Annotated in this window: 17 protein-coding genes and 1 other annotated feature; of the genes, 2 read left to right on the top strand and 15 right to left on the bottom strand. The window is 49.6% G+C overall.

Annotated elements, in window-relative coordinates:
- Positions 1 to 79 precede the first annotated feature (79 nt).
- The 3 genes from MKY48_RS11365 to MKY48_RS11355 form a co-directional block, all read right to left on the bottom strand.
- Complete coding sequence (locus MKY48_RS11365; RefSeq protein ID WP_339292942.1) at positions 80 to 1,150, bottom strand: Xaa-Pro peptidase family protein; 1,071 nt, start codon at positions 1,148 to 1,150, stop codon at positions 80 to 82.
- Between the two features lie 30 nt (positions 1,151 to 1,180).
- Positions 1,181 to 1,627, bottom strand: a complete 447-nt coding sequence (gene aroQ, locus MKY48_RS11360) for a type II 3-dehydroquinate dehydratase (RefSeq protein ID WP_076320868.1) — start codon at positions 1,625 to 1,627, stop codon at positions 1,181 to 1,183.
- A gap of 77 nt (positions 1,628 to 1,704) precedes the next feature.
- The gene (locus MKY48_RS11355; protein ID WP_215156068.1) at positions 1,705 to 2,202 is read right to left on the bottom strand and encodes a YqhR family membrane protein; all 498 of its coding nucleotides are present in this window, start codon (positions 2,200 to 2,202) and stop codon (positions 1,705 to 1,707) included.
- 163 nt (positions 2,203 to 2,365) lie between these two features.
- On the opposite strand from MKY48_RS11355, the gene MKY48_RS11350 reads away from it, so the two are divergent.
- Together MKY48_RS11350 and MKY48_RS11345 are read left to right on the top strand one after the other, a co-directional pair.
- The gene (locus tag MKY48_RS11350) at positions 2,366 to 3,358 is read left to right on the top strand and encodes a DUF1385 domain-containing protein (RefSeq protein WP_076320866.1); all 993 of its coding nucleotides are present in this window, start codon (positions 2,366 to 2,368) and stop codon (positions 3,356 to 3,358) included.
- A 6-nt stretch (positions 3,359 to 3,364) separates the two neighbouring features.
- Positions 3,365 to 3,697 (top strand): hypothetical protein, encoded by a 333-nt coding sequence (locus MKY48_RS11345; RefSeq protein WP_339272100.1) that lies wholly within the window; start codon positions 3,365 to 3,367, stop codon positions 3,695 to 3,697.
- 48 nt (positions 3,698 to 3,745) lie between these two features.
- On the opposite strand, the gene MKY48_RS11340 is transcribed toward MKY48_RS11345, so the two are convergent.
- The 12 genes from MKY48_RS11340 to nagZ form a co-directional block, all read right to left on the bottom strand.
- Positions 3,746 to 4,669 carry a patatin-like phospholipase family protein gene (locus MKY48_RS11340; RefSeq protein ID WP_339292941.1) on the bottom strand — a complete coding sequence of 308 codons (924 nt, stop codon included), beginning with the start codon at positions 4,667 to 4,669 and terminating at the stop codon, positions 3,746 to 3,748.
- A 78-nt stretch (positions 4,670 to 4,747) separates the two neighbouring features.
- Positions 4,748 to 6,307: a family 10 glycosylhydrolase gene (locus MKY48_RS11335; protein WP_339292940.1), complete on the bottom strand. Its 1,560-nt coding sequence runs from the start codon at positions 6,305 to 6,307 to the stop codon at positions 4,748 to 4,750.
- A gap of 116 nt (positions 6,308 to 6,423) precedes the next feature.
- Positions 6,424 to 6,849, bottom strand: a complete 426-nt coding sequence (mntR, locus tag MKY48_RS11330; RefSeq protein WP_076320862.1) for a transcriptional regulator MntR — start codon at positions 6,847 to 6,849, stop codon at positions 6,424 to 6,426.
- A gap of 153 nt (positions 6,850 to 7,002) precedes the next feature.
- Complete coding sequence (locus MKY48_RS11325) at positions 7,003 to 7,716, bottom strand: cytochrome c biogenesis protein CcdA (RefSeq protein WP_076320861.1); 714 nt, start codon at positions 7,714 to 7,716, stop codon at positions 7,003 to 7,005.
- 17 nt (positions 7,717 to 7,733) lie between these two features.
- Positions 7,734 to 8,540, bottom strand: a complete 807-nt coding sequence (locus MKY48_RS11320; RefSeq protein WP_076320860.1) for a metal ABC transporter permease — start codon at positions 8,538 to 8,540, stop codon at positions 7,734 to 7,736.
- Between the two features lie 45 nt (positions 8,541 to 8,585).
- Positions 8,586 to 9,335 (bottom strand): metal ABC transporter ATP-binding protein, encoded by a 750-nt coding sequence (locus tag MKY48_RS11315; RefSeq protein ID WP_076320859.1) that lies wholly within the window; start codon positions 9,333 to 9,335, stop codon positions 8,586 to 8,588.
- Between the two features lie 101 nt (positions 9,336 to 9,436).
- A complete protein-coding gene (locus MKY48_RS11310) occupies positions 9,437 to 10,495 on the bottom strand; it encodes a zinc ABC transporter substrate-binding protein (protein WP_339292939.1) in 1,059 nt (352 codons plus the stop codon).
- Positions 10,496 to 10,890: 395 nt separating this feature from the next.
- A complete protein-coding gene (gene metG / locus MKY48_RS11305) occupies positions 10,891 to 12,879 on the bottom strand; it encodes a methionine--tRNA ligase (RefSeq protein WP_339292938.1) in 1,989 nt (662 codons plus the stop codon).
- A gap of 88 nt (positions 12,880 to 12,967) precedes the next feature.
- Positions 12,968 to 13,227 (bottom strand) — a binding site (T-box leader).
- 126 nt (positions 13,228 to 13,353) lie between these two features.
- On the bottom strand, positions 13,354 to 13,611 hold the full coding sequence (yidD, locus tag MKY48_RS11300) for a membrane protein insertion efficiency factor YidD (protein WP_076320856.1): 258 nt from the start codon (positions 13,609 to 13,611) through the stop codon (positions 13,354 to 13,356).
- Positions 13,608 to 14,078 (bottom strand): Fur family transcriptional regulator, encoded by a 471-nt coding sequence (locus MKY48_RS11295; protein WP_076320855.1) that lies wholly within the window; start codon positions 14,076 to 14,078, stop codon positions 13,608 to 13,610. The genes yidD and MKY48_RS11295 overlap by 4 nt, the downstream gene beginning before the upstream one ends.
- Positions 14,079 to 14,309: 231 nt before the next feature.
- Complete coding sequence (locus MKY48_RS11290) at positions 14,310 to 17,039, bottom strand: copper amine oxidase N-terminal domain-containing protein (RefSeq protein WP_339292937.1); 2,730 nt, start codon at positions 17,037 to 17,039, stop codon at positions 14,310 to 14,312.
- 155 nt (positions 17,040 to 17,194) lie between these two features.
- Positions 17,195 to 18,835, bottom strand: coding sequence for a beta-N-acetylhexosaminidase (gene nagZ, locus MKY48_RS11285; protein ID WP_339293497.1), 1,641 nt, complete (start codon positions 18,833 to 18,835; stop codon positions 17,195 to 17,197).
- Between the last annotated feature and the right edge of the window lie 22 nt (positions 18,836 to 18,857).

The following is an 18,857-nucleotide window of genomic DNA, read 5'->3' as shown; positions in this document are numbered from 1 at the left end:
CTAAGGATGCGGTCTAATTAATATAGTACATCATTTTCCTAAAGTACAAATTCAAAAAGCTATCTTTTTGAACAGCCTTTTATAGCACAGTGTAGTCTTTGGACGAGCTTGTTAGTATATGAATACCCGATTCCGTAATGACGATATCATCTTCAATTCGGACACCGCCAAGCCCAGGCAAGTAAATGCCCGGCTCCACCGTTACCACCATACCCGGCTTCAGCACATCATCACTCAGCTTGGACAGTCTCGGAGATTCATGAACCTCCATACCCAAACCATGCCCCGTGCTGTGGCCAAAATATTCCCCGTATCCATAACGGGTAATAATATCACGAGTTAAGGCGTCTGCCTCGCGTCCTGTCATACCAGGTTTAATATGATCCAGTGCATGAAGCTGTGCTTCCAGCACGATATCATAAATCTCCTTCAGTTTAGGATCAGGACTTCCGAGCGCAACGGTTCTTGTGAGATCAGAGCAGTATCCGTCAAGCAGCGCACCGAAATCAAACGTAACGAATTCGTTCCCTTGAATGACACGCTCGCTGGCAACGCCGTGCGGAAGAGCCGAACGCTCACCGGAAGCGACAATGGTATCAAAGGAAGACGCTGTGGCGCCATGCTTGCGCATGAACATTTCCATCTCCAGATCGATTTCCCGCTCCGTTTTGCCGGGAGCCAGAATGGTCAGCACATGGCTGAACGTTTGATCAGCCAAATCGGCAGCCCGCTGCATAATGCTCAATTCTTCCTCATCCTTGAATATCCGCAAATCCTCTACAAGACCCGAAACCGGCACCAGGCTAATTGGCGCGAGCTGTTCCGAATAGGTGGAAAATACGCCGTATGTAACATGGTCCTGTTCAAATCCAAGCGATGTAATCCCCTCGGAAGATAGCAAATCCTTGACCGTCTCCATAACTTTCGGTCCATGCTCAACCACTTGAAAGCCGACGGCTTGCTGTGGAGCTTGAGTCATATAGCGGAAATCCGTCAAGAGATAGGCATTATCCCGTGTGATCAGCACATAGCCGGCAGACCCAGTAAAGCCTGTCAAATATCTGCGGTTAATCGGGCTTGCAACCAGCATAGCCGTTACGCCTTTGCCTTGAAGTTTCTCGCGCAGTTTAACCACTCGTTTGTTACTCATTCTAACCTCTCCTCTCACCCATTTCCCAAGCTATCCTTCTGGGTCGTTCAGGACTTGCAAAAGGGCCGACAAGCCCAGTGTGTAACTCGCTGCGCCAAAACCCGCGATTTGTCCGACAGCAACAGGTGCGATGACGGAGGTATGACGAAATTCCTCCCTGGCATGAATGTTCGATAGATGAACTTCCACTGTCGGAATACGGGCAGAACTGATGGCATCACGTACAGCGTAGCTGTAGTGGGTCAGTGCTCCCGGGTTAAGTAGTATGCCGTCCGCCTGTCCAATAGCTTCATGAATACGGTCGATGATAGCACCCTCATGATTAGACTGATAGAAGGTAATACCGATACCGGCGAGATCCGCCTGTTTACGCAAATTATCTTCGATCGCCTGCAAGCTGAGTGAACCATAAATGCCCGGTTCACGGAAGCCGAGCAGGTTTAAGTTCGGTCCGTTTATCACCCATATGGATTTCATAGGGCTTCCCACCTTTTCGTCAAATAACCAAAAGCTATTTTACCATAGGCGGCATAGGGTTGAGAAGTTTTTATTGCTTAGCCTGTCACCTTCTTCGGTTCGCGCAGTTTCTCATCGGTGAATTCCTGCGCAATCGTATAACCGATAAATAGTCCCCATAATATAAAAATACAAACCTCTGAGATGTTTGTATCCCACGACAGCTTCTTCACCGGGTCCGTCAGCCGAAGCCATGGATTGAGCGCGACGAACAGCACCGCCCACCATATGATTCCGTAAGCAATACCGGGCCACGGGCCCTTCAGCTTCCTGAACAAGGTGACATAGATGAGGGAAGCGATGACGGAAAACGCGATAAAGGACAGCCAACCGGCGATTTGTCCGGCAGTCGTCTTTAGGAACTCATGCTTGAAGAATGGCTCCAGCAAAAAGCCCGGCAGCACTTTCGTGAATTTTAACCAGTAAAATATCCAGACCACGCCCCCCCAAATCAGACCTGCGTAATAGCCCAGCTCCAGGGCAAACACAAATGGATTGGTGACTTGGTTCTGCTGTCGAAATCGATGTTCATGCATCTAATGATTCTCCTCTCTAAGTCATCGAACTATTGCTCTTACCCCGTTCTTCTCTGAAAGTAGTATGCTCCGCTTCCCTTACGGCTAATCCAACTAGAAATTACTTTCAAAATTCGATACAATAGTTCATAGAACGAAAAACATGTCAGGGAGGGTGAACTGGTTGTCCGATAAGTCAACCCCGATCAGCTATGGAGGCCAAGCTGTAATCGAAGGCGTTATGTTCGGCGGAAAGCATGTGAATGTGACGGCCGTACGGCGTAAAAATAACGAAATCAAGTTTCTCGAGGTGCCTCGCGAAGACAAGACATGGGTTCGGAAGCTGCGGAAGATTCCGCTTCTTCGCGGCATCGTCAGTCTCATAGATTCTACAATTAAGGGTTCCAAACATTTGAATTACTCTGCGGATGCATATGCTGACGATACCCTGGAGCCGGAAGAACGTGAGAAACAGAAAGAGAAAGAAGACTCTGGCTGGAGTTTAAGCATGATTATCGGTGTGGCCGCCGTCAGTGTGCTTTCCTTTGTATTCGGCAAGCTGCTGTTTACACTCGTTCCTGTTTTTGTAGAGGATTTCTTTTTTGGCAATACATTTGATCACTATATTGTGCATAACCTGATTGAAGGCGTAATTAAATTAATACTGCTCCTTGTATATTTATGGGCGATCTCCCAAACACCTGTCATTAAAAGACTGTTCCAGTACCACGGTGCTGAACATAAAGTCATCAGCGCATTTGAAGCTGGCGAAGAGTTGACGGTGAAGAATGTTCAGAAATATACACGACTGCATTATCGCTGCGGCAGCAGCTTCATGATGCTGACCATTGTTCTCGGCGTTGTTGTCTACTCGGTGGTGCCATGGGATACCATGACGCAACGGGTCATTCAAAGAATCGCGCTTCTTCCGGTCGTGCTTGGCGTTTCCTTTGAGTTCCTGAAACTTACCAATGCCATGCGAGACATGCCGGTACTCCGTTTCCTCGGTTATCCCGGTCTGTGGCTGCAGCTTCTAACGACGAAGGAACCTAATGATGATCAAGTTGAAGTATCCATCGCATCCTTTAACAGAATGCGTGAGTTAGATGCTCAATACGAGAATGTTACAGTTCACCAATCTGTGACAGGAAGTGTGCTGGATCCCGCGAAAGGGTGATAATCCATGAGAAGGCATGCGATCATTTTTTGGACGGCGATCACGTTAGCCGCCATAGGGCTACTGGTACTCCTGTTAGACCCTGGTTCAAGACTGAATATTTTGATTCCACTCATTATTGTTGCTGTCGTGTATGTGCTCTACAAGTTTCCGCCTCGCCGTTTGAACAAGCGGCCCAAGGTGAAGCCTTCTAAGCGAACGGCAGCAAAGTTAGCGGCAAAAAACAGCACCGTACGGAAGAGCAGTCCAACTGCAAAACGTAAACAGTACCCGTTTCAAGTGATCGATGGGCAAAAAGGAAAATCCGACCCATCCGATGATGTTCCTAAATATCACTAACAAGAAAACCGTCCAACCGCGCAAACTCATGCCGGTTGGACGGTTTTTTTAATGTTCGGATTTCCAGCGGGTGAAAAACATCGTACCTGCCGTTAATCCCGAATTGTACAAATTTTCGCTCTCTTCCTTGGTCAGATTAAAATGAGTGGTGCCAATGCCAAGCGTCGGAATTTTGATCGTTCGATTGCGATTTTGCTGTTCAATATAGCGTTCATCGTGAGCGGAAAGCATCGTCTCGAACATGGCGGTTAACATGCCGATCGGGCCATCGATCAGATGGGGCAAGTTACTATTCTTTCCGACCATCTGAAAGCCAAGCACTGGCAGCGGCTTAGGCCCTCCCTTCGACTCACGGTCAAAAAGCCATAACGGAAAGTTGCTCAGCAGCCCCCCATCCACGATATAAACAAACTGTTCTCCAAACGATTTGCCCTTGGCAGCCCTGCCCAATAAACGAAGAATGACGGGATCGAAAAAATACGGAATGCTGCAGCTCATGCGCACAGCCTTTGCCACGGGAAATGTTGCAGGGTTTATGCCATATTGGCGAAGATCGTCCGGAAGCACCAGCAGCCTTCCATTCGTGATGTCGGAAGCCACAATATATAGTTTACCTGCCGGGATGTCCGAAAAAGTAAATATCCCTTTGGCAAGCAGGATTTCCCGAATCCAGTTCTCCAGGGCTTCTCCGGAATACAGCCCCTTCTTAATCAACACCCGCAAGGCAGGACCGATCAACTTCGTGTTAAAGATAGGTGCTCGCTGGAGAAACGAATGAAAAGGCGTCTCCTCAATGATGCGCTTGATCTCATCTGCTCGGTAACCTGCTGCCAGCACGGATGCCACGATGGATCCGGAGGACGTTCCGGCAACGCGGCTGAATTCCATGCCGGCATTCTCCGCCGCCTTGACAGCCCCGGCAAGCGAGATTCCCTTGACTCCCCCACCTTCAAATACCGCATTGATTTGCATATAAAATCCCCCGCCTCACATGGTCTAATGACTATGTATGAGCGCGGGGGATGTTTCATACCTATAGGACGTGCCGATTTATCTATAATATGATTGCAATTGATCTTTAATGCCTAACGGATTGTTTAAAATATTCTCTGCTCTAAAGAAAATGCTGCCTTTAACCTCGGCATAATTCTGATTGTACTTCAGTTGATTGATGATTTCCGATGCGCTCTGCCAACCGATCTCACTGGTTCCCAGTTTGTAGGGCGCATGACCGATCAGAAGGTCTACGCCGGTTCCTTGCACTTCACTGACCCACCAGTCAACCAGCTTATCATAATCGGCGGCAGGGTTACTCATGCTCCAGTAGATTTGCGGAGCTACGTAATCGATCCAGCCGTTCTGAATCCAGGCCCTCACATCGGCATACATGCTGTCATAAGCCGTCACACCCGCTTTTGTATCCGATCCCGTCTTATCCACGGATTGGTTACGCCATACGCCGAAAGGACTGATTCCGTATTCCACATTAGGTTTCACACGGTGTATGCTCTCTCCGAGCGTTTGCACAAATGCATTGATATTTCCCCGGCGCCAATCCGCAAGGCTGGAATAAGCACCTTGGTTATATTGGCGGTATGCCGCATCATCGTTGAAGACCGTATTGGATGGGTAGAAATAATCATCCAGGTGAATACCGTCAATATCGTATCCGTTCACGACTTCCATAATGGTATCGATGATATGCTGCCGAGCTTCCGGGATCCCTGGATTAATGTACAGCTGCTTACCTATGTTCACGATCCAATCCGGGTGGCTGAGCGCAACATGGGATGGATCGAGTGATGCTGTCAAAATATCGGTGTTTGCCCGGAAAGGATTGAACCATGCGTGGAACTCCATATTCCGTTTATGCGTTTCCTCGACCATGAAAGCTACCGGATCATACCCCGGATCAAGGCCTTGAATGCCTGTCAGCACCTTGGACCATGGCACTATAGTTGAAGGATACAATGCATCGCCAGCCGGACGTACCTGCACGTACACGGTATTAATGCCCACTTCCTGGAGCGAATCCAGCAAGGCGATGTAAGATGCCTTTTGCTGTTCTGCGCTGGTCTTTGTTTTCGGCCAATCCAGATTGAACACCGTGGATATCCAGGCCCCTCTGACTTCATCCCCCGTGGATACCGGTGGTGGAAGAACGACGTCCGTGCCTGTCGTTAGCGAGATGCGCTGTGCCGCTTGGTTCCATTCAACTTGCACACCCAGGTTCTCGCTGATAAACCGCAGCGGCACCATAACCCGGCCGGTCTTAACTTCAACCGATGCATCCAGCGGTATGGATGAGCCGTTCACAAGCGCAGTTTTGCTGCCGGATGTCAATTGGAGGCTCGAACCGTCCATCCCGATCGTTACTGTCTTTAACTTCTGATTCCAGGCTACCGAAGCGCCCAGGCCTTCACTGATAATCCGCGTAGGAACCATGGTTACGTTAACCTTCGGCAATATGTAAGGAGATACGTCACTGTTTAAGGTTACGCCGTCCAACTGAATACTGATTGGAGCTGCCTTCGCTTGCGCAGTTGGGACCACCGACGGGAGACACAATAGTAACATAATGAGCACCAAAAACCATCTACGAAGCTTCATTTCTATTAATCCTCCGAAAATATGAAATTTGCAGGTAATCTAACTTATTAGTATAACACTAGAAATATGACGATTCAGTTTAAAAAAGCATCTGTCACAAGCGGACAGATGCCACATTACGATTCGTTGACTAATTCATTATGAACGTCACGCAAATCCTGAAGTCGATTCTCATCGCGCTTGAAATACTCCACAAGCGTCTCAATTCTCATAATGGAATCCCAGCTTAAATGATGCTCGATTCCCTCAACATCCCTATAAATATTTTCATCCTGTACACCTATCATCTCAAGGAATTCCTCAAGCAAATGATGACGTTCCATGAGCCGTTTGCCCATTTTTTTGCCTTTGCTGGTCAAAACCAAACCACGATATTTTTCATAGATCAAATATTCGTCTTTGTCCAGCTTTTGAATCATTTTCGTGACGGATGAGGGGTGAACCTCCAAGCCTTCGGCAATATCCGAAACGCGCGCATATCCTTTTTCGTCGATCAACTTGTAGATGCGCTCCAAATAATCCTCCATGCTAGGTGTCGGCATCTTATTCCCTCTTTTCTATAATTACATAACCCGTGCAAAAAACTGTTTTACCTGCACTAGTAATGATACATGTTTTTGAGACCGGTTGGCAAGTCCTGGTCCAATCCTATGCCAATAATGACTTATAAATTGGACCAGCCTTCCCCCCCAGCTTTAGAATTTAAGCCACTCCGGCGTAATGCCTTGCAGCCAAATCGTAATTTTGTACATTTGATCCGTGAATAGCAGAACCCCCATCAGAATCATCAATATACCGCCGACCTTCATCAAGATGTTTGAATACTTCAGAATCCAACGGGTGGAGCCAATGAAAAAGGCCAGGATAAAAAACGGTACTGCAAACCCCAAAGAGTAAGAGGTAATCAGCGGGAACCAGGTTCCCGGATCGGAAGCTGCCAGTGCGATGATGGCCGTTAAAATCGGTCCGACACATGGCGACCAGCCTGCAGCAAACCCGATGCCAAACAGAAATGTTCCTATGTATCCGGTCGGTTTGGATTTAAAATTGAATTTCCGGTCCTTCATTAAAAACTTGGGCTGGAAAATACCAATCAGCATAAGTCCCATCACGATGATAAGCAGCGCGGACAGCTGACGGATCAGGTCCTGATATTCCGTGAAGAACTCCCCAAATAGGCCAGCACCCCAACCGAGGGTATAATAAACGGCAGAAAATCCAAGGATGAACGCGAGTGTATGCGTCATGGTCCGGAATCGGACCTCCTTGCGGTTCTGTTCGCTCTTCAGGTCATTGACCGACATGCCTGTAATAATAGATAAGTAGGACGGGTACAGCGGTAAACAGCATGGAGATATAAAAGAAGCAAAACCGGCAGCAAACGCGATGCCGATATTAATATCAGCCATTTTATTTCAGAACCCCCTTATGTCGTAAAGCCCTTTTTGCCGACAAGCGTAATGATAAGCAAGCTGATTAGCAGCAGCACGATAGTCGCACCAGGTGCCAAATTAAATATGCCCGCAAGCATCAGTCCCCCGATAACGGCAATTTCGGAGATGATAACCGATAATACGATGGAGCTTCGGAAGCTTCTCGCCAGCAATAAACTGATCGCTACCGGAATCACCAACAATGCGGAGACCAGAAGCGCACCCACAATTTTGATGGCGGTGCTTACGACAAGCGCGGTCAGTACCGTAATGATCATGTTCATCATTTTGACAGGCAGGCCGCTGACACTGGCTGCATCCTCCTCGAAGCTGAGCAGGAAGAACTCTTTGAAGAACATAACCACAACCGCAATGACAACGACGGTTACACCGCCCACCATATAAATATCCGTGGAATCCAGCGTATAAATGCTGCCGAACAAATAACTCATAACATCCGTATTATAGCCCATTCCCAAGGTGAAAAACAGCGAAGCAAGCGCAACGCCGCCAGACATAATAATGGCGATTGACAGCTCGGCATAACTTTTATATGCCTTTCGCAGCTTCTCAATCGCAAACGAGGCCAGCACCGCAAACACAAGCCCTGCGGCAAGCGGATATACTTCAATCAGAAATCCGAGTGCCACACCCGCAATCGTGACGTGTGACAACGTATCGCCGATCATGGACAGCCTCCGCAGCACGAGGAATATCCCGATTAGCGGGGCTGTGATACCAATCAGAACTCCTCCGATCAGCGCCCGCTGAAAAAAATCGCTAAACAAAATATCAAGCAATGATAACGTCCCCTTCTCCTGCTTCAAAAAGTTTGTTTCTATACATTATACGAGCGAATGCTGCAGATCCACTTCTGCGCAGTTTTCGATATCATGAGAATGTCTGACAAAAAACTGAATTTTTCCGTTCTGCGATACCGGCGATTCTCCCAAGTAGTCTTTAACCATGTCCAAATCATGGGTAACCATCAAAAACGTCATGCGATGATGGGCATGCATATGGGTAATCAATTCAAAGAATCCGGCCTGGGTATCGGCATCAATGCCGATCGTAGGCTCGTCAAGTATGAGCAGATCCGGACGATTAATGAGCGCCCGAGCGAGAAAAACGCGCTGCTGCTGTCCACCGGACAGAGCGCCTATCCGCTTATCAGCAATATCCTGAATGCGCATCACTTCCAGAGCATCCTCACATTTCTGGTGGTCCAGACGGTTCAAACGGCGAAACATTTTCTTCCGATTATATAGCCCGGACATGACGACTTCGCGCACAGTGGCGGGAAACAGCGGATTAAACGAATTTTTCTGCGGAACGTACCCGATTCGCTCCCAGTCCTGAAACTTACGGATCGGCTGACCGAAGAGTTCGATAGACCCTTCCGCGGCAGGCAGCAATCCAACGATCATGCGGAGCAACGTGGTTTTGCCTGCCCCATTAGACCCGACAATACCTACAAAGTCCCGCTCTTTTATGGTGAAATTGAGATCCTTGATCACCTGTTGCTCGCGGTAATGAAAGGATACATCCTTGATTTGTACAATAGGTTGGTGGCAATCCTGTGCTGCCGGCTCCATAACCAGGCCGCCTTTCTCTCTGTAGTCTTTCTATCTAAATATATGAACATCATAAACGTTCATAACACGAAAGAAGAGGGGGATATGCTCCCCCATCTTCCTTATTGTAAAGCCTTCGTTAGATTTTGCAAATTTTTCTCCATTAGCGTGAAATAATTGTCACCGCCGCTTGCCTGCTCCTTCGTCAGTCCCTCCACGGGATTCAATACCAAGGTTTCCACGCCCGCTTCATTTGCCAGCGTTTTGGCAAGTTTATCCGATATGAGCTCTTCGAAGAAAATATATTTGACTTCCTTCTCTTTCACCGTTTTGGTCAGGTTTACTATATCCTGCGCTCTGGGCTCAGCGTCCGGCGAAAGTCCCATAATCGCATGCTGCGTCAAGCCATAATCCCGGCACAGATAGCCAAATGCCTGGTGGGAAACGACAATGTCTTTTTTCGGCATTTTGGACAACTCGCTTGTGAAATCGTTATCCAGTTTGACCAGCTTCTCTTTCAGGGCTTCAAAGCGCTGTTCGTAGCCGTCCCTATGCTCGGAATCCACCTCGACAAGACTATTCTTGATATTCTCTGCCATGATCAGTGCCGATTTCGGGCTTACCCATGTATGCGGATCCGTATGATGTGTGTCGGCGCTAGTCCCAGCGGCCGCTTCCTCGTGTTCATGGCCCGCATGGTCTTCTTCCGTGCCTTCCTCATGGCTGTGATCGTGCTCTTCTTCATTAGCTGCTGCCCCGTGTCCATGACCATCGTCTCCCACGGCATCAATCAGCTTGATCCCGTGACTGACTTCAACCGGCTTAACTTGCGTATCTTTATCAAGTCCCTTCAGAAACCCAGGTACCCAGCCTTCCAATCCGGCACCGTTATAGAGAAACAGCTGGGCCTTGGAAGTATTCACGATATCCTGGCTGCGCGGTGTCCAATCATGCGGTTCCACGCCCGTTGGCAGAAGATTTACAACATTGACGTCGTCCCCGCCAATTTCCTTCGTAAACTCATAGATTGGATAAAAGGTCGTAATGACGTTTACCTTGCCTTCGACAATGCTGCCGCCAGATTTACTTCCGCACCCCGACAGGATGAGTACCGCCAACAATATAGAGGTTACACTCCAGGTCCAACTGTTAAGTTTGCTTTCTCTCTTTCTCTTGTTCATGTTCATCTCCCATATCCGCTCCGTTCAATTAATCGTAATCTTTACTAACAAGATTATAAGAGCAGGCAAACATCATTGTCAACCAAATCGTAAAAATTACTATTAATTTTCAATAGAGATGTTATATCCCCCTTATTAAAGTGCGTGTTCAAAAAGGTCGATTTTCAGCACCGAGAAGGTTGGATGAAGCTAGGGACGTCAGGAGCGGAGCGTACGTTTTGGGTACGTGAGCACCGGAAGGCCCGGCTGAATTCAAGATTCGATGCCGAACTACTTCCTGATTCGCTTCGTGATCAAAAGCGGACTTTTTGAACAACCTCTTAAAGGAAAAAATAACGGCGTACCCTTTAACAGGGTACACCGTCTATCGCGACTTAATTCAATGAGAGAGCTTTTTATTTGACAACGGCACCGTTAGGCATGCCATCCGGCACCGTTGCAAGCGTCAGCTGGTCGCCGTAGGAGGCGGCCAGAATCATACCTTGCGACATTTCACCTCTAAGTTTCACCGGCTTCAAGTTCGTTACGCAAATCACTTTGCGTCCGACTAATTCCTCCGGCTTGTAGAACTTCGCAATGCCGGATACCACTTGCCGCTGCTCAAATCCGAGATCAAGCTGCAGTTTGAGCAGCTTATCTGCTTTCTTAACCGGCTCAGCAGCGATTACCTGCGCTACGCGCAGCTCGACCTTGGCAAAATCCTCAATGCCGATTTCCTCTTTAAGCTCTACAGGCTCCTCCGTGCTTTCGGCGGACGAAGCTGCTGCCGAGGTCGTAGGTTCCTCCTGGGCGGCCTTCGTACCGCCTGTCATCGCCTCTGCGATGTAGGCCACTTCCTGCTCTGTATCCAGGCGTGGGAATATCGGCTCGCCCTTTTGAAGCTTCGTTCCAGCTGGTATGGCTCCGAACTGGCGTCCGCTTTCCCAAGTCGTCCATTCGCCTTCCGCCAGACCGAGCTGATCCCACATTTTCTTCGGCGTACGGGTCAGGAACGGCTGCAGCAGGATCGATGCCACACGGAGCGTCTCCACCAAATGACTCATGACAGATGCCAGTTCATTTCGTTTGCTCTCGTCTTTGGCCAGCGTCCATGGCTGTGTCTCATCAATGTATTTGTTGCTGCGACTGACAAACTGGCTGATCGCCGTCAGCGCAACCGAGAATTCCATATTTTCCATAGCGGTTTCGACTTTCTCATAAACCGACTTAGCTGCTTCCTCGATCGCTGCATCAAACGGCGTTACGCCAGCGGAGAAAGCCGGAACGACTCCGTCAAAATATTTATCGACCATGGCCACGGTACGGTTCAACAGGTTACCCAAGTCATTGGCCAGGTCTGAGTTCACCCGTTCCACGAAGCTTTCCGGCGTAAAGGTGCCGTCCGCTCCGAATGGAACTTCACGCAGCAGGTAATAACGAAGCGCATCGAGACCATACCGGTCAATCATCGTAACCGGATCGACCACATTCCCCTTGGACTTGGACATTTTCCCGTCCTTCATCAGCAGCCAGCCATGAGCAAACACCTTTTTCGGAAGCGGAACATCGAGCGCCATCAGAATGATCGGCCAATAGATCGTATGGAAACGGACGATCTCCTTACTCATCAGGTGAACATCGGCCGGCCAGTATTTGTCATACAGGCTGGTGTCCTCCGTACCGTATCCGAGTGCCGTTATATAGTTCAGGAGTGCGTCAATCCACACATAGATCACGTGTTTTGGATCGCTCTTCACCTTCACGCCCCACTCATAGGTCGTACGGGACACAGCCAGATCCTCAAGACCCGGTTTAATGAAGTTGTTGATCATCTCATTCTTGCGGGATACCGGCTGAATGAAATCCGGATTCTCCTCGTAATACTGGAGCAGGCGGTCCACATATTTACTCATGCGGAAGAAGTAGCTCTCTTCCTTCACAAGCTCTACTGGTCGGCCACAGTCCGGACAGTTGCCGTTGACAAGCTGACGTTCCAGGAAGAACGACTCACAAGGCGTGCAGTACCAGCCTTCGTATTCACCCTTGTAGATGTCATCTTGCTTCAGCAGACGTTCAAATACCTCCTGCACAACCTTGGTGTGGCGCTGCTCCGTTGTGCGAATGAAATCTTCGTTGGATATGTCCAGCTTCTTCCACAGGTCTTTGATGCCTGCCACGATGTCGTCAACGAACTGCTGCGGGGTTTTCCCAGCCTCCGCCGCTTTGCGTTCAATCTTCTGTCCGTGCTCATCGGTCCCCGTCAAATAACGGACATCGTATCCACGAAGCCGTTTGTAACGAGCCATGGCGTCGCCGGCCACCGTAGTATAAGCATGGCCGATATGCAGCTTGTCGCTTGGGTAATAGATTGGCGTTGTAATATAAAACGTCTTTTTGTCTGCCATAGTAACCTTCCTTTACCGTGAAATTGATTGTTTGTACCAAGTAATCTCTTATTGAAAAACAGCAGTAAACAGCAAAAAACCCCCGTCCCCATGGGACGAGAGTTGTTCTCACGTGTTACCACCCAAATTCCCTGTCCCCTTACGGGTAACAGGCTCATCTGCCGTCATCCGGCCGTCCATTAACGCTGGCTCACGCCGCTTCTTTACGGCAGCCTTATTACCTGGACTGCAGCGCTCAAAAGCGGATCCTCCAAGACCATTTTCCGAAATTCGCCAAGACCGGTTTCCAGCTGTTCCGGCTCTCTGTTCAAGGCAAGCTTTTCGTACTTATCTCTTCCTCGGATATACCTATAATTTCTTACATTTTAATCAAACGGGCTGCGGTGTGTCAAGGTGAGTCGCGTTCCGTGGGATGGCTATGTCCAAAGACAGCATGCCATTCCGCTTCGTATCGATTAGGATACCCCAAAAACGCTATTTCTCTGTCAATGAAGACGACACCTTATCCTTGCGCGGTGGAACCATGTCAATGCCGCCTGGATGAAACGGATGGCATCTTGCTATTCGCTTGGCCGCCAGCCAGGAGCCCTTCAGCGCGCCGTGTACCTCAATCGCTTCCAGTGCATAGGCCGAGCAAGTCGGGTAGAATCGGCAAGTCGCCGGTTTCAACGGAGAAATGAATTTCCGATAGAAGTGTATCGGCACCTTCACTACCCTACGTGCCGTGCTCATACCCGGCTGTCCCGCTTTCCTCCACTGGCTGGTGAAGTTTCCTTATCGGTATTGTCCTTGCCGCAGTCCCGGCAGTAACCGAACACTTCGAATTTATGCTGAACCACCTGGAAATCATCCGGTGCATCGGTCAGCTGCATCGGGCAAAACGTAATCGGGTACGTCTTCTGGCACTGCAGGCAAATCATGTGATGATGATGATGCTCTTCGCTGCATCGTCCTCGAAACTTGATGCCTTCCTCGAACACTACCTGCTCCAATACACCGAGTTCGTACAATACCCGAAGATTCCGGTACACTGTATCAAAGCTCAAACCGCTGTACTTCCGGCCCATATATTCGTACACATCCTTGGCCGTCAAATATCCAGGATGTTCCCCAAACAATTTGGCAAGCGTCTTGCGCTGATCGGTAATGCGCAGCCCATGTTCCGACATGGCGTCGATGATCTGTTCCGTCGTAAGCATACGGAGGTAACCTCCTCTACTTGAAGATACTCTCTCCTTATAATGCCTGAAAAATAAGACAGCGTCAATGAAAGCGGTTGTGGATAGACTAAACCCCTGCAAGGTACTGCGCCGGCCGGAACGCGAAACACTTGACATTTGACGAGATCCCTTGGCAAGAGCCAACAAAAAGGACAGCCCTAACCATGTGCTGGCTGTAAGGCTGTCCCTTTGTTATGAATAAATAGTGGATTAGTTCTTCACTTGCGGAAGCGGCTGGAACAGGAAGTTGATTGGCAAGCTGCTTCCCGGCGCCGCCGTAAACAGGATTTCCACGGTCTGCTCGTAATTCCCCGTACGATAGAGAACGGCAGCTTCATTCGGTGCAGATATAGCGCCTCCGCTTGTATTCGGCGTCTGAATGATAGTTCCGTTCACCATCAGCGCACCCATGTACTTGCCTCCACGCGGATTCAGCGTGATCAGCGTATTGGGCGCTACGCGGTGCAGCTTGATTTTGTAAAGCACACCGAAGTTCCCGGCATTGGATTGATATGAACCGTTAATGCCGTCATACCCTTCCAGATTCGGATCGTTTGTCTTGTCACCGAGCGCTAGACGGGTAGGCGTGTTGCCAACCAGATCATGGGATTCAATGATCCGTGTCGAGTCCGGGTACGTTCCCCGGTTATGAACGCCATCGCTCGGATGGAGCTTCAGGTAAGGAAGCTTTTGAATCGGATCCTTGGCTTCATCAATCATGATGACATCATACCGGATCGGTGAATCCGAATAGAGATCAGCAAACATGGACAGCACCTGCTGATTCTTCAAGGTTTGCGCGCTCAAGTCTTGCAGAATGACCCGGCTTTCCCCAGGCGCGAGCGAGATCGTCTTGAATGAATCAGCTGATTGCATAGACTCGAGGTAACGCTGAACAGCTGCTTTTCCCGTGGCAGTCGGTATATTAATCGGACCGCCTATTCCCGTATACTCGGTTGTCAGACGCGCCGTCATAGTGTTGATGTTAGTGGCGACGACGTACATCTTCATGTTCTTCCCGGTTGCGTTCAAGTGGTGGATCATGAATCGCGTGCTGGCATTGCCGACCTCGCGGTAGACGATACCCTCTTGATAGACGGTTTCCGGAGAGTTGCTGCGAATCAACAAATAAGGTTCGGAGCTTCTTGTAATCGGCATCAGATTCCATGTCGGCACAGCGGATCCGTCAAAGGTGTATTTGTCGCCGATGCCCGTAAACAATTGATTGAATTGATCACGCGTATACAATACTTCGCTCGTTACGTTGATAATCTTCTCGTATGAGCTGGTCGCTCCATGTTTATCAGTAACAATCAACAGCACTTTATGCGGTCCTGCCGTAAAAAAGGCCTGATCGTTGTTTTCCCACTTATACGTAAGCTCATCGCCAGGATCGTTGTCATAACTCATATTCATGTACGTTATTTTCTCACCGATCTTATATTCCTGTTTATCCGTTTCGAACATGGCAACAGGCGGCGTATTCGGAGCGGATACTTGAATGCTCAATATATACGGGTCGCTCCACTCCCCGCTGGAATCCTGTACCGAGTAGGAAACCGTATGCACGCCGGGTTCGTCAAAAATCTCTTCCCGGCCTTCCCAATGCTCGTCAACAATAGCCAGGCCCGTCGGCGAATAGGCATTCGTCTTATACGTAACCGTTGTTTGTCCGGCGAGGATCTCACCAGGCTGCACCGTGAAGGAAGCTACGGGCTTTGCGCTCAAGCTAAGGATAACCCGCTTATTCGGCTGGTCCACCCGATAGGTGATGTCCAGCGCCTGCGTAATGCTGGTCAGCGGCACCATGAACGTATTGTTGGACTGGTAAGCCGGTCCCTTCATCGATTTTCTGACCCCGTTCACGGTGTAAACGCTGCTGTTCGTCTTAAAACGAAGCTCATCGTTACCGCGGATAATAATCGTTTCCTTAGTCTTTCCGTCATAGGTCAGCTTCAGGCCGACACGATCAACGAGGGAGCGAATGGCAACATAGGATACGCCGTTCTTAACTGCCATCGGCTGACCTGCCGTATACGCTTTCCCGTTCTGATACATCTTGTTGCTGTTCATCATCAAGATGAGGTCATTGGGCCCGAGATTCGGTATATGCGGAACCTCGCTGCCAGATCCCCCGCCGTTATTTCCGCCTGGCTGTTCACCATTACCGTTGCCGCTGCCCATACCGGATAGATCGAGAATAACCTTCTTCTCGGGCTGGTTCACCTGGTATGGAATTTCAAGCGCTTGCGTGATCGCGGTTAACGGAACCATAAACACATTGTTGCTCTGGTAGGCAGGGCCTTTCATCGAACGTACCTGTCCATTGACTTTATAGTTGCTGCTTCCTGTCGTAAACCGAAGTTCATTACCATCCTTAAGGATGATGGTTTCCTTCGTTTTATTATCGTAAGACAGCTTCAGTCCTGCACGTTCAACCATGGCGCGAATGGCGACATAGGATACCCCTTGCTTCACAGCCATCGGCTGACCCGCTTTGTATTTCTTGCCGTTATGGTACATCACATTGCTGTTCATCATCAGTACAAGTTCATTCGCAGAAAACTTGGAAGTACTGACTTCGGGCTCTCCGGATGGGCTGCCCTCTTCGTTCTCTGAAACCTCATTATCGGAAGGATCGTTTTCCGTATCCTCCTGCTGCTCATTGGGTGCAGAAGGTTCGGCATTCGGATCGCTAATCGTACCTTCGACTGAATCAGAAGATGTTTCCTTTGGCGTTGCTGATGTTTCCTCCGCTTGCTGCAAGTCCGTCTGTTGTTCTCCACTCTGCTGGCTTTGTCCTTCCACCGGGGACTGCAGCGCTGATTGGCTATTTAGCGCCGGAGCTGTAATATCCGGTGATTCAGCTGCCGCGGGAAATGCCATGGATACCTGGGCCGCGGCAAGGACTGTAATCATCGAGATTCTCTTGAAATTCATTCTCTACTCCTTTAAAACTCTCAGTATAGTCTGTCTGCCTCTATTGGACATACTATTAGACGCGGACTTTCCCCAAAAGTTGCTCAGAAAAGGCTGGAAAATAGGAAAACCGGAGCATTCCTGGGTAGGAAGACTCCGGTTTGAGCAACCCTTATTTAATTATTGACATAGTCCTGATTACCGCTCCAGCCAAGCGGATAAGTCTCGCTGATTCCTACCGGGAGCTTGCCCTCAGGCGTAACCCGTCCTATTAAGACACCCGCGGCTGCATTCATATAATAAGGTGTGTTCTCGTAGCTGCACAAATACGTCGGAACCGGCGGAAGATCATTGATATCATAGGGATTACGGGTAGCGACGATAACAAGTGCCACATCCTCAAGTTCAACCAGCTTGTTCACCAGCTTCTGCTGGCCGGCGGGAAGGCGGCTCTCGGAGGTGTACGTAGCTACTATAATCTGTTTATATCCTTCAGCTACCTTAACGGCTTGCTCTACCTCTTCGTCGGACATATCCGTTCCGACACGCAGATCGTCTGCCTGAACCCCGTAACTTCTCAAGGCATCCCCTAAGGTGTAGCTCTTGCTCCATGCTTCATCCACCTGGGTTGCCTGAAGCAGCTCAGGCCAGATCACCGCAACGGCCTGCTCCGGCTTAAGAGGCAGCTGCCCTTCGTCTTTCACCAGCGTGATTCCTCTGCCTGCAATTTGAGCCAGCAATTGTTTGGTCTCTTCCGCAACCTCGCCAATCGGGTAGACCGGAAGCTCCTCAGCGAGCTTTGCATTACGCTGCTTAAGCGCCAATATCCGATCTACAGCCTTGTCGATCAGCTCTACCGGGAGTCTCCCGCTACGGACAGCCTCAATGACGGCCGTAATCGCCGCCGTCTGCTCCGATAGATTATGGCTGACCAGTACGCAGTCCGCACCCGCTTCGATCGCGCGTATCGCGCCCTCCGGAATCCCGTACTCTTTGGAGATTGCGTGCATCTCAAGGCAGTCCGTTATGATCAGACCTTCAAACCCCATCTCCTCCCTCAGCAAACCCGTTAACACGGCATGAGAGAGCGTCGCCGGCAGATCGCTCGGCTCTATCGCCGGGAAACTGACGTGAGCCGTCATGATGGCGTCCACTCCGTTCTGGATCGCTTGCGCAAACGGATACAATTCCACGCTGCGGAGCCGTTCCAAATCATGCGGTACAGAAGCCCGCCCGAGATGAGAATCGACGCTGGTGTCGCCATGGCCCGGGAAGTGTTTGGCCGTAGCGGATACACCTTCTTCCTGGTATCCCTTCATTGCCGCAGTCCCAAGAGCGGCAACAGCTTGAGGATCTTCGCCGAAGGAACGCACGCCGATGACCGGATTACGTGGATTGTTGTTCACGTCGAGACAAGGAGCGAAGTTCATATTTACACCAAGTGAACGCAATTCGCGTGCCCCGATTTGTGCTACCCTGTACGAATCCTCCGCGCTGCCCGCTGCTCCAAGCGCCATATTCCCCGGAATGCGGCTGATGCCTTCATGATCAATTCGTGCAACCATACCGCCCTCTTGATCAATCGAGATCAGAAGCGGGAACTTCTGGCTGTCCGATGCGAGCTGCTGTAAGGACTCCGACAGTTCGGCAAGCTGAGGCAGCGTTTTCACATTCCGGCGAAAATAGCAGATGCCCCCGACCTGATATTGTTCAATCAGTATCTTGGCATGCTCATTCGGCGTCAGCGCGTTGAAGCCGCATATAAACATTTGTCCTACCTTTTGTTCTAACGATAAATCTGCTGCCGTCCATTTCATTGATTTCATACCTGCCTTCTAT

The organism is Paenibacillus sp. FSL W8-0187 (assembly GCF_037969755.1).
Taxonomy (GTDB): domain Bacteria; phylum Bacillota; class Bacilli; order Paenibacillales; family Paenibacillaceae; genus Paenibacillus_AQ.
The sequence above is the reverse complement of the archived record's forward strand: the minus strand, read 5'-3'. Positions and strand labels throughout refer to the sequence as shown.

Excerpts from the sequence above, each read along its gene's own strand:
- MKY48_RS11310 (WP_339292939.1), bottom strand. The coding sequence starts at position 10,495 with ATGAACAAGAGAAAGAGAGAAAGCAAACTTAACAGTTGGACCTGGAGT.
- MKY48_RS11295 (WP_076320855.1), bottom strand. The coding sequence starts at position 14,078 with ATGCTTACGACGGAACAGATCATCGACGCCATGTCGGAACATGGGCTG.
- yidD (WP_076320856.1), bottom strand. The coding sequence starts at position 13,611 with ATGAGCACGGCACGTAGGGTAGTGAAGGTGCCGATACACTTCTATCGG.
- MKY48_RS11290 (WP_339292937.1), bottom strand. The coding sequence starts at position 17,039 with ATGAATTTCAAGAGAATCTCGATGATTACAGTCCTTGCCGCGGCCCAG.
- aroQ (WP_076320868.1), bottom strand. The coding sequence starts at position 1,627 with ATGAAATCCATATGGGTGATAAACGGACCGAACTTAAACCTGCTCGGC.
- MKY48_RS11345 (WP_339272100.1), top strand. The coding sequence starts at position 3,365 with ATGAGAAGGCATGCGATCATTTTTTGGACGGCGATCACGTTAGCCGCC.
- MKY48_RS11335 (WP_339292940.1), bottom strand. The coding sequence starts at position 6,307 with ATGAAGCTTCGTAGATGGTTTTTGGTGCTCATTATGTTACTATTGTGT.
- MKY48_RS11355 (WP_215156068.1), bottom strand. The coding sequence starts at position 2,202 with ATGCATGAACATCGATTTCGACAGCAGAACCAAGTCACCAATCCATTT.
- nagZ (WP_339293497.1), bottom strand. The coding sequence starts at position 18,835 with ATGAAATGGACGGCAGCAGATTTATCGTTAGAACAAAAGGTAGGACAA.
- MKY48_RS11365 (WP_339292942.1), bottom strand. The coding sequence starts at position 1,150 with ATGAGTAACAAACGAGTGGTTAAACTGCGCGAGAAACTTCAAGGCAAA.
- MKY48_RS11340 (WP_339292941.1), bottom strand. The coding sequence starts at position 4,669 with ATGCAAATCAATGCGGTATTTGAAGGTGGGGGAGTCAAGGGAATCTCG.
- metG (WP_339292938.1), bottom strand. The coding sequence starts at position 12,879 with ATGGCAGACAAAAAGACGTTTTATATTACAACGCCAATCTATTACCCA.
- mntR (WP_076320862.1), bottom strand. The coding sequence starts at position 6,849 with ATGCCGACACCTAGCATGGAGGATTATTTGGAGCGCATCTACAAGTTG.
- MKY48_RS11325 (WP_076320861.1), bottom strand. The coding sequence starts at position 7,716 with ATGGCTGATATTAATATCGGCATCGCGTTTGCTGCCGGTTTTGCTTCT.
- MKY48_RS11315 (WP_076320859.1), bottom strand. The coding sequence starts at position 9,335 with ATGGAGCCGGCAGCACAGGATTGCCACCAACCTATTGTACAAATCAAG.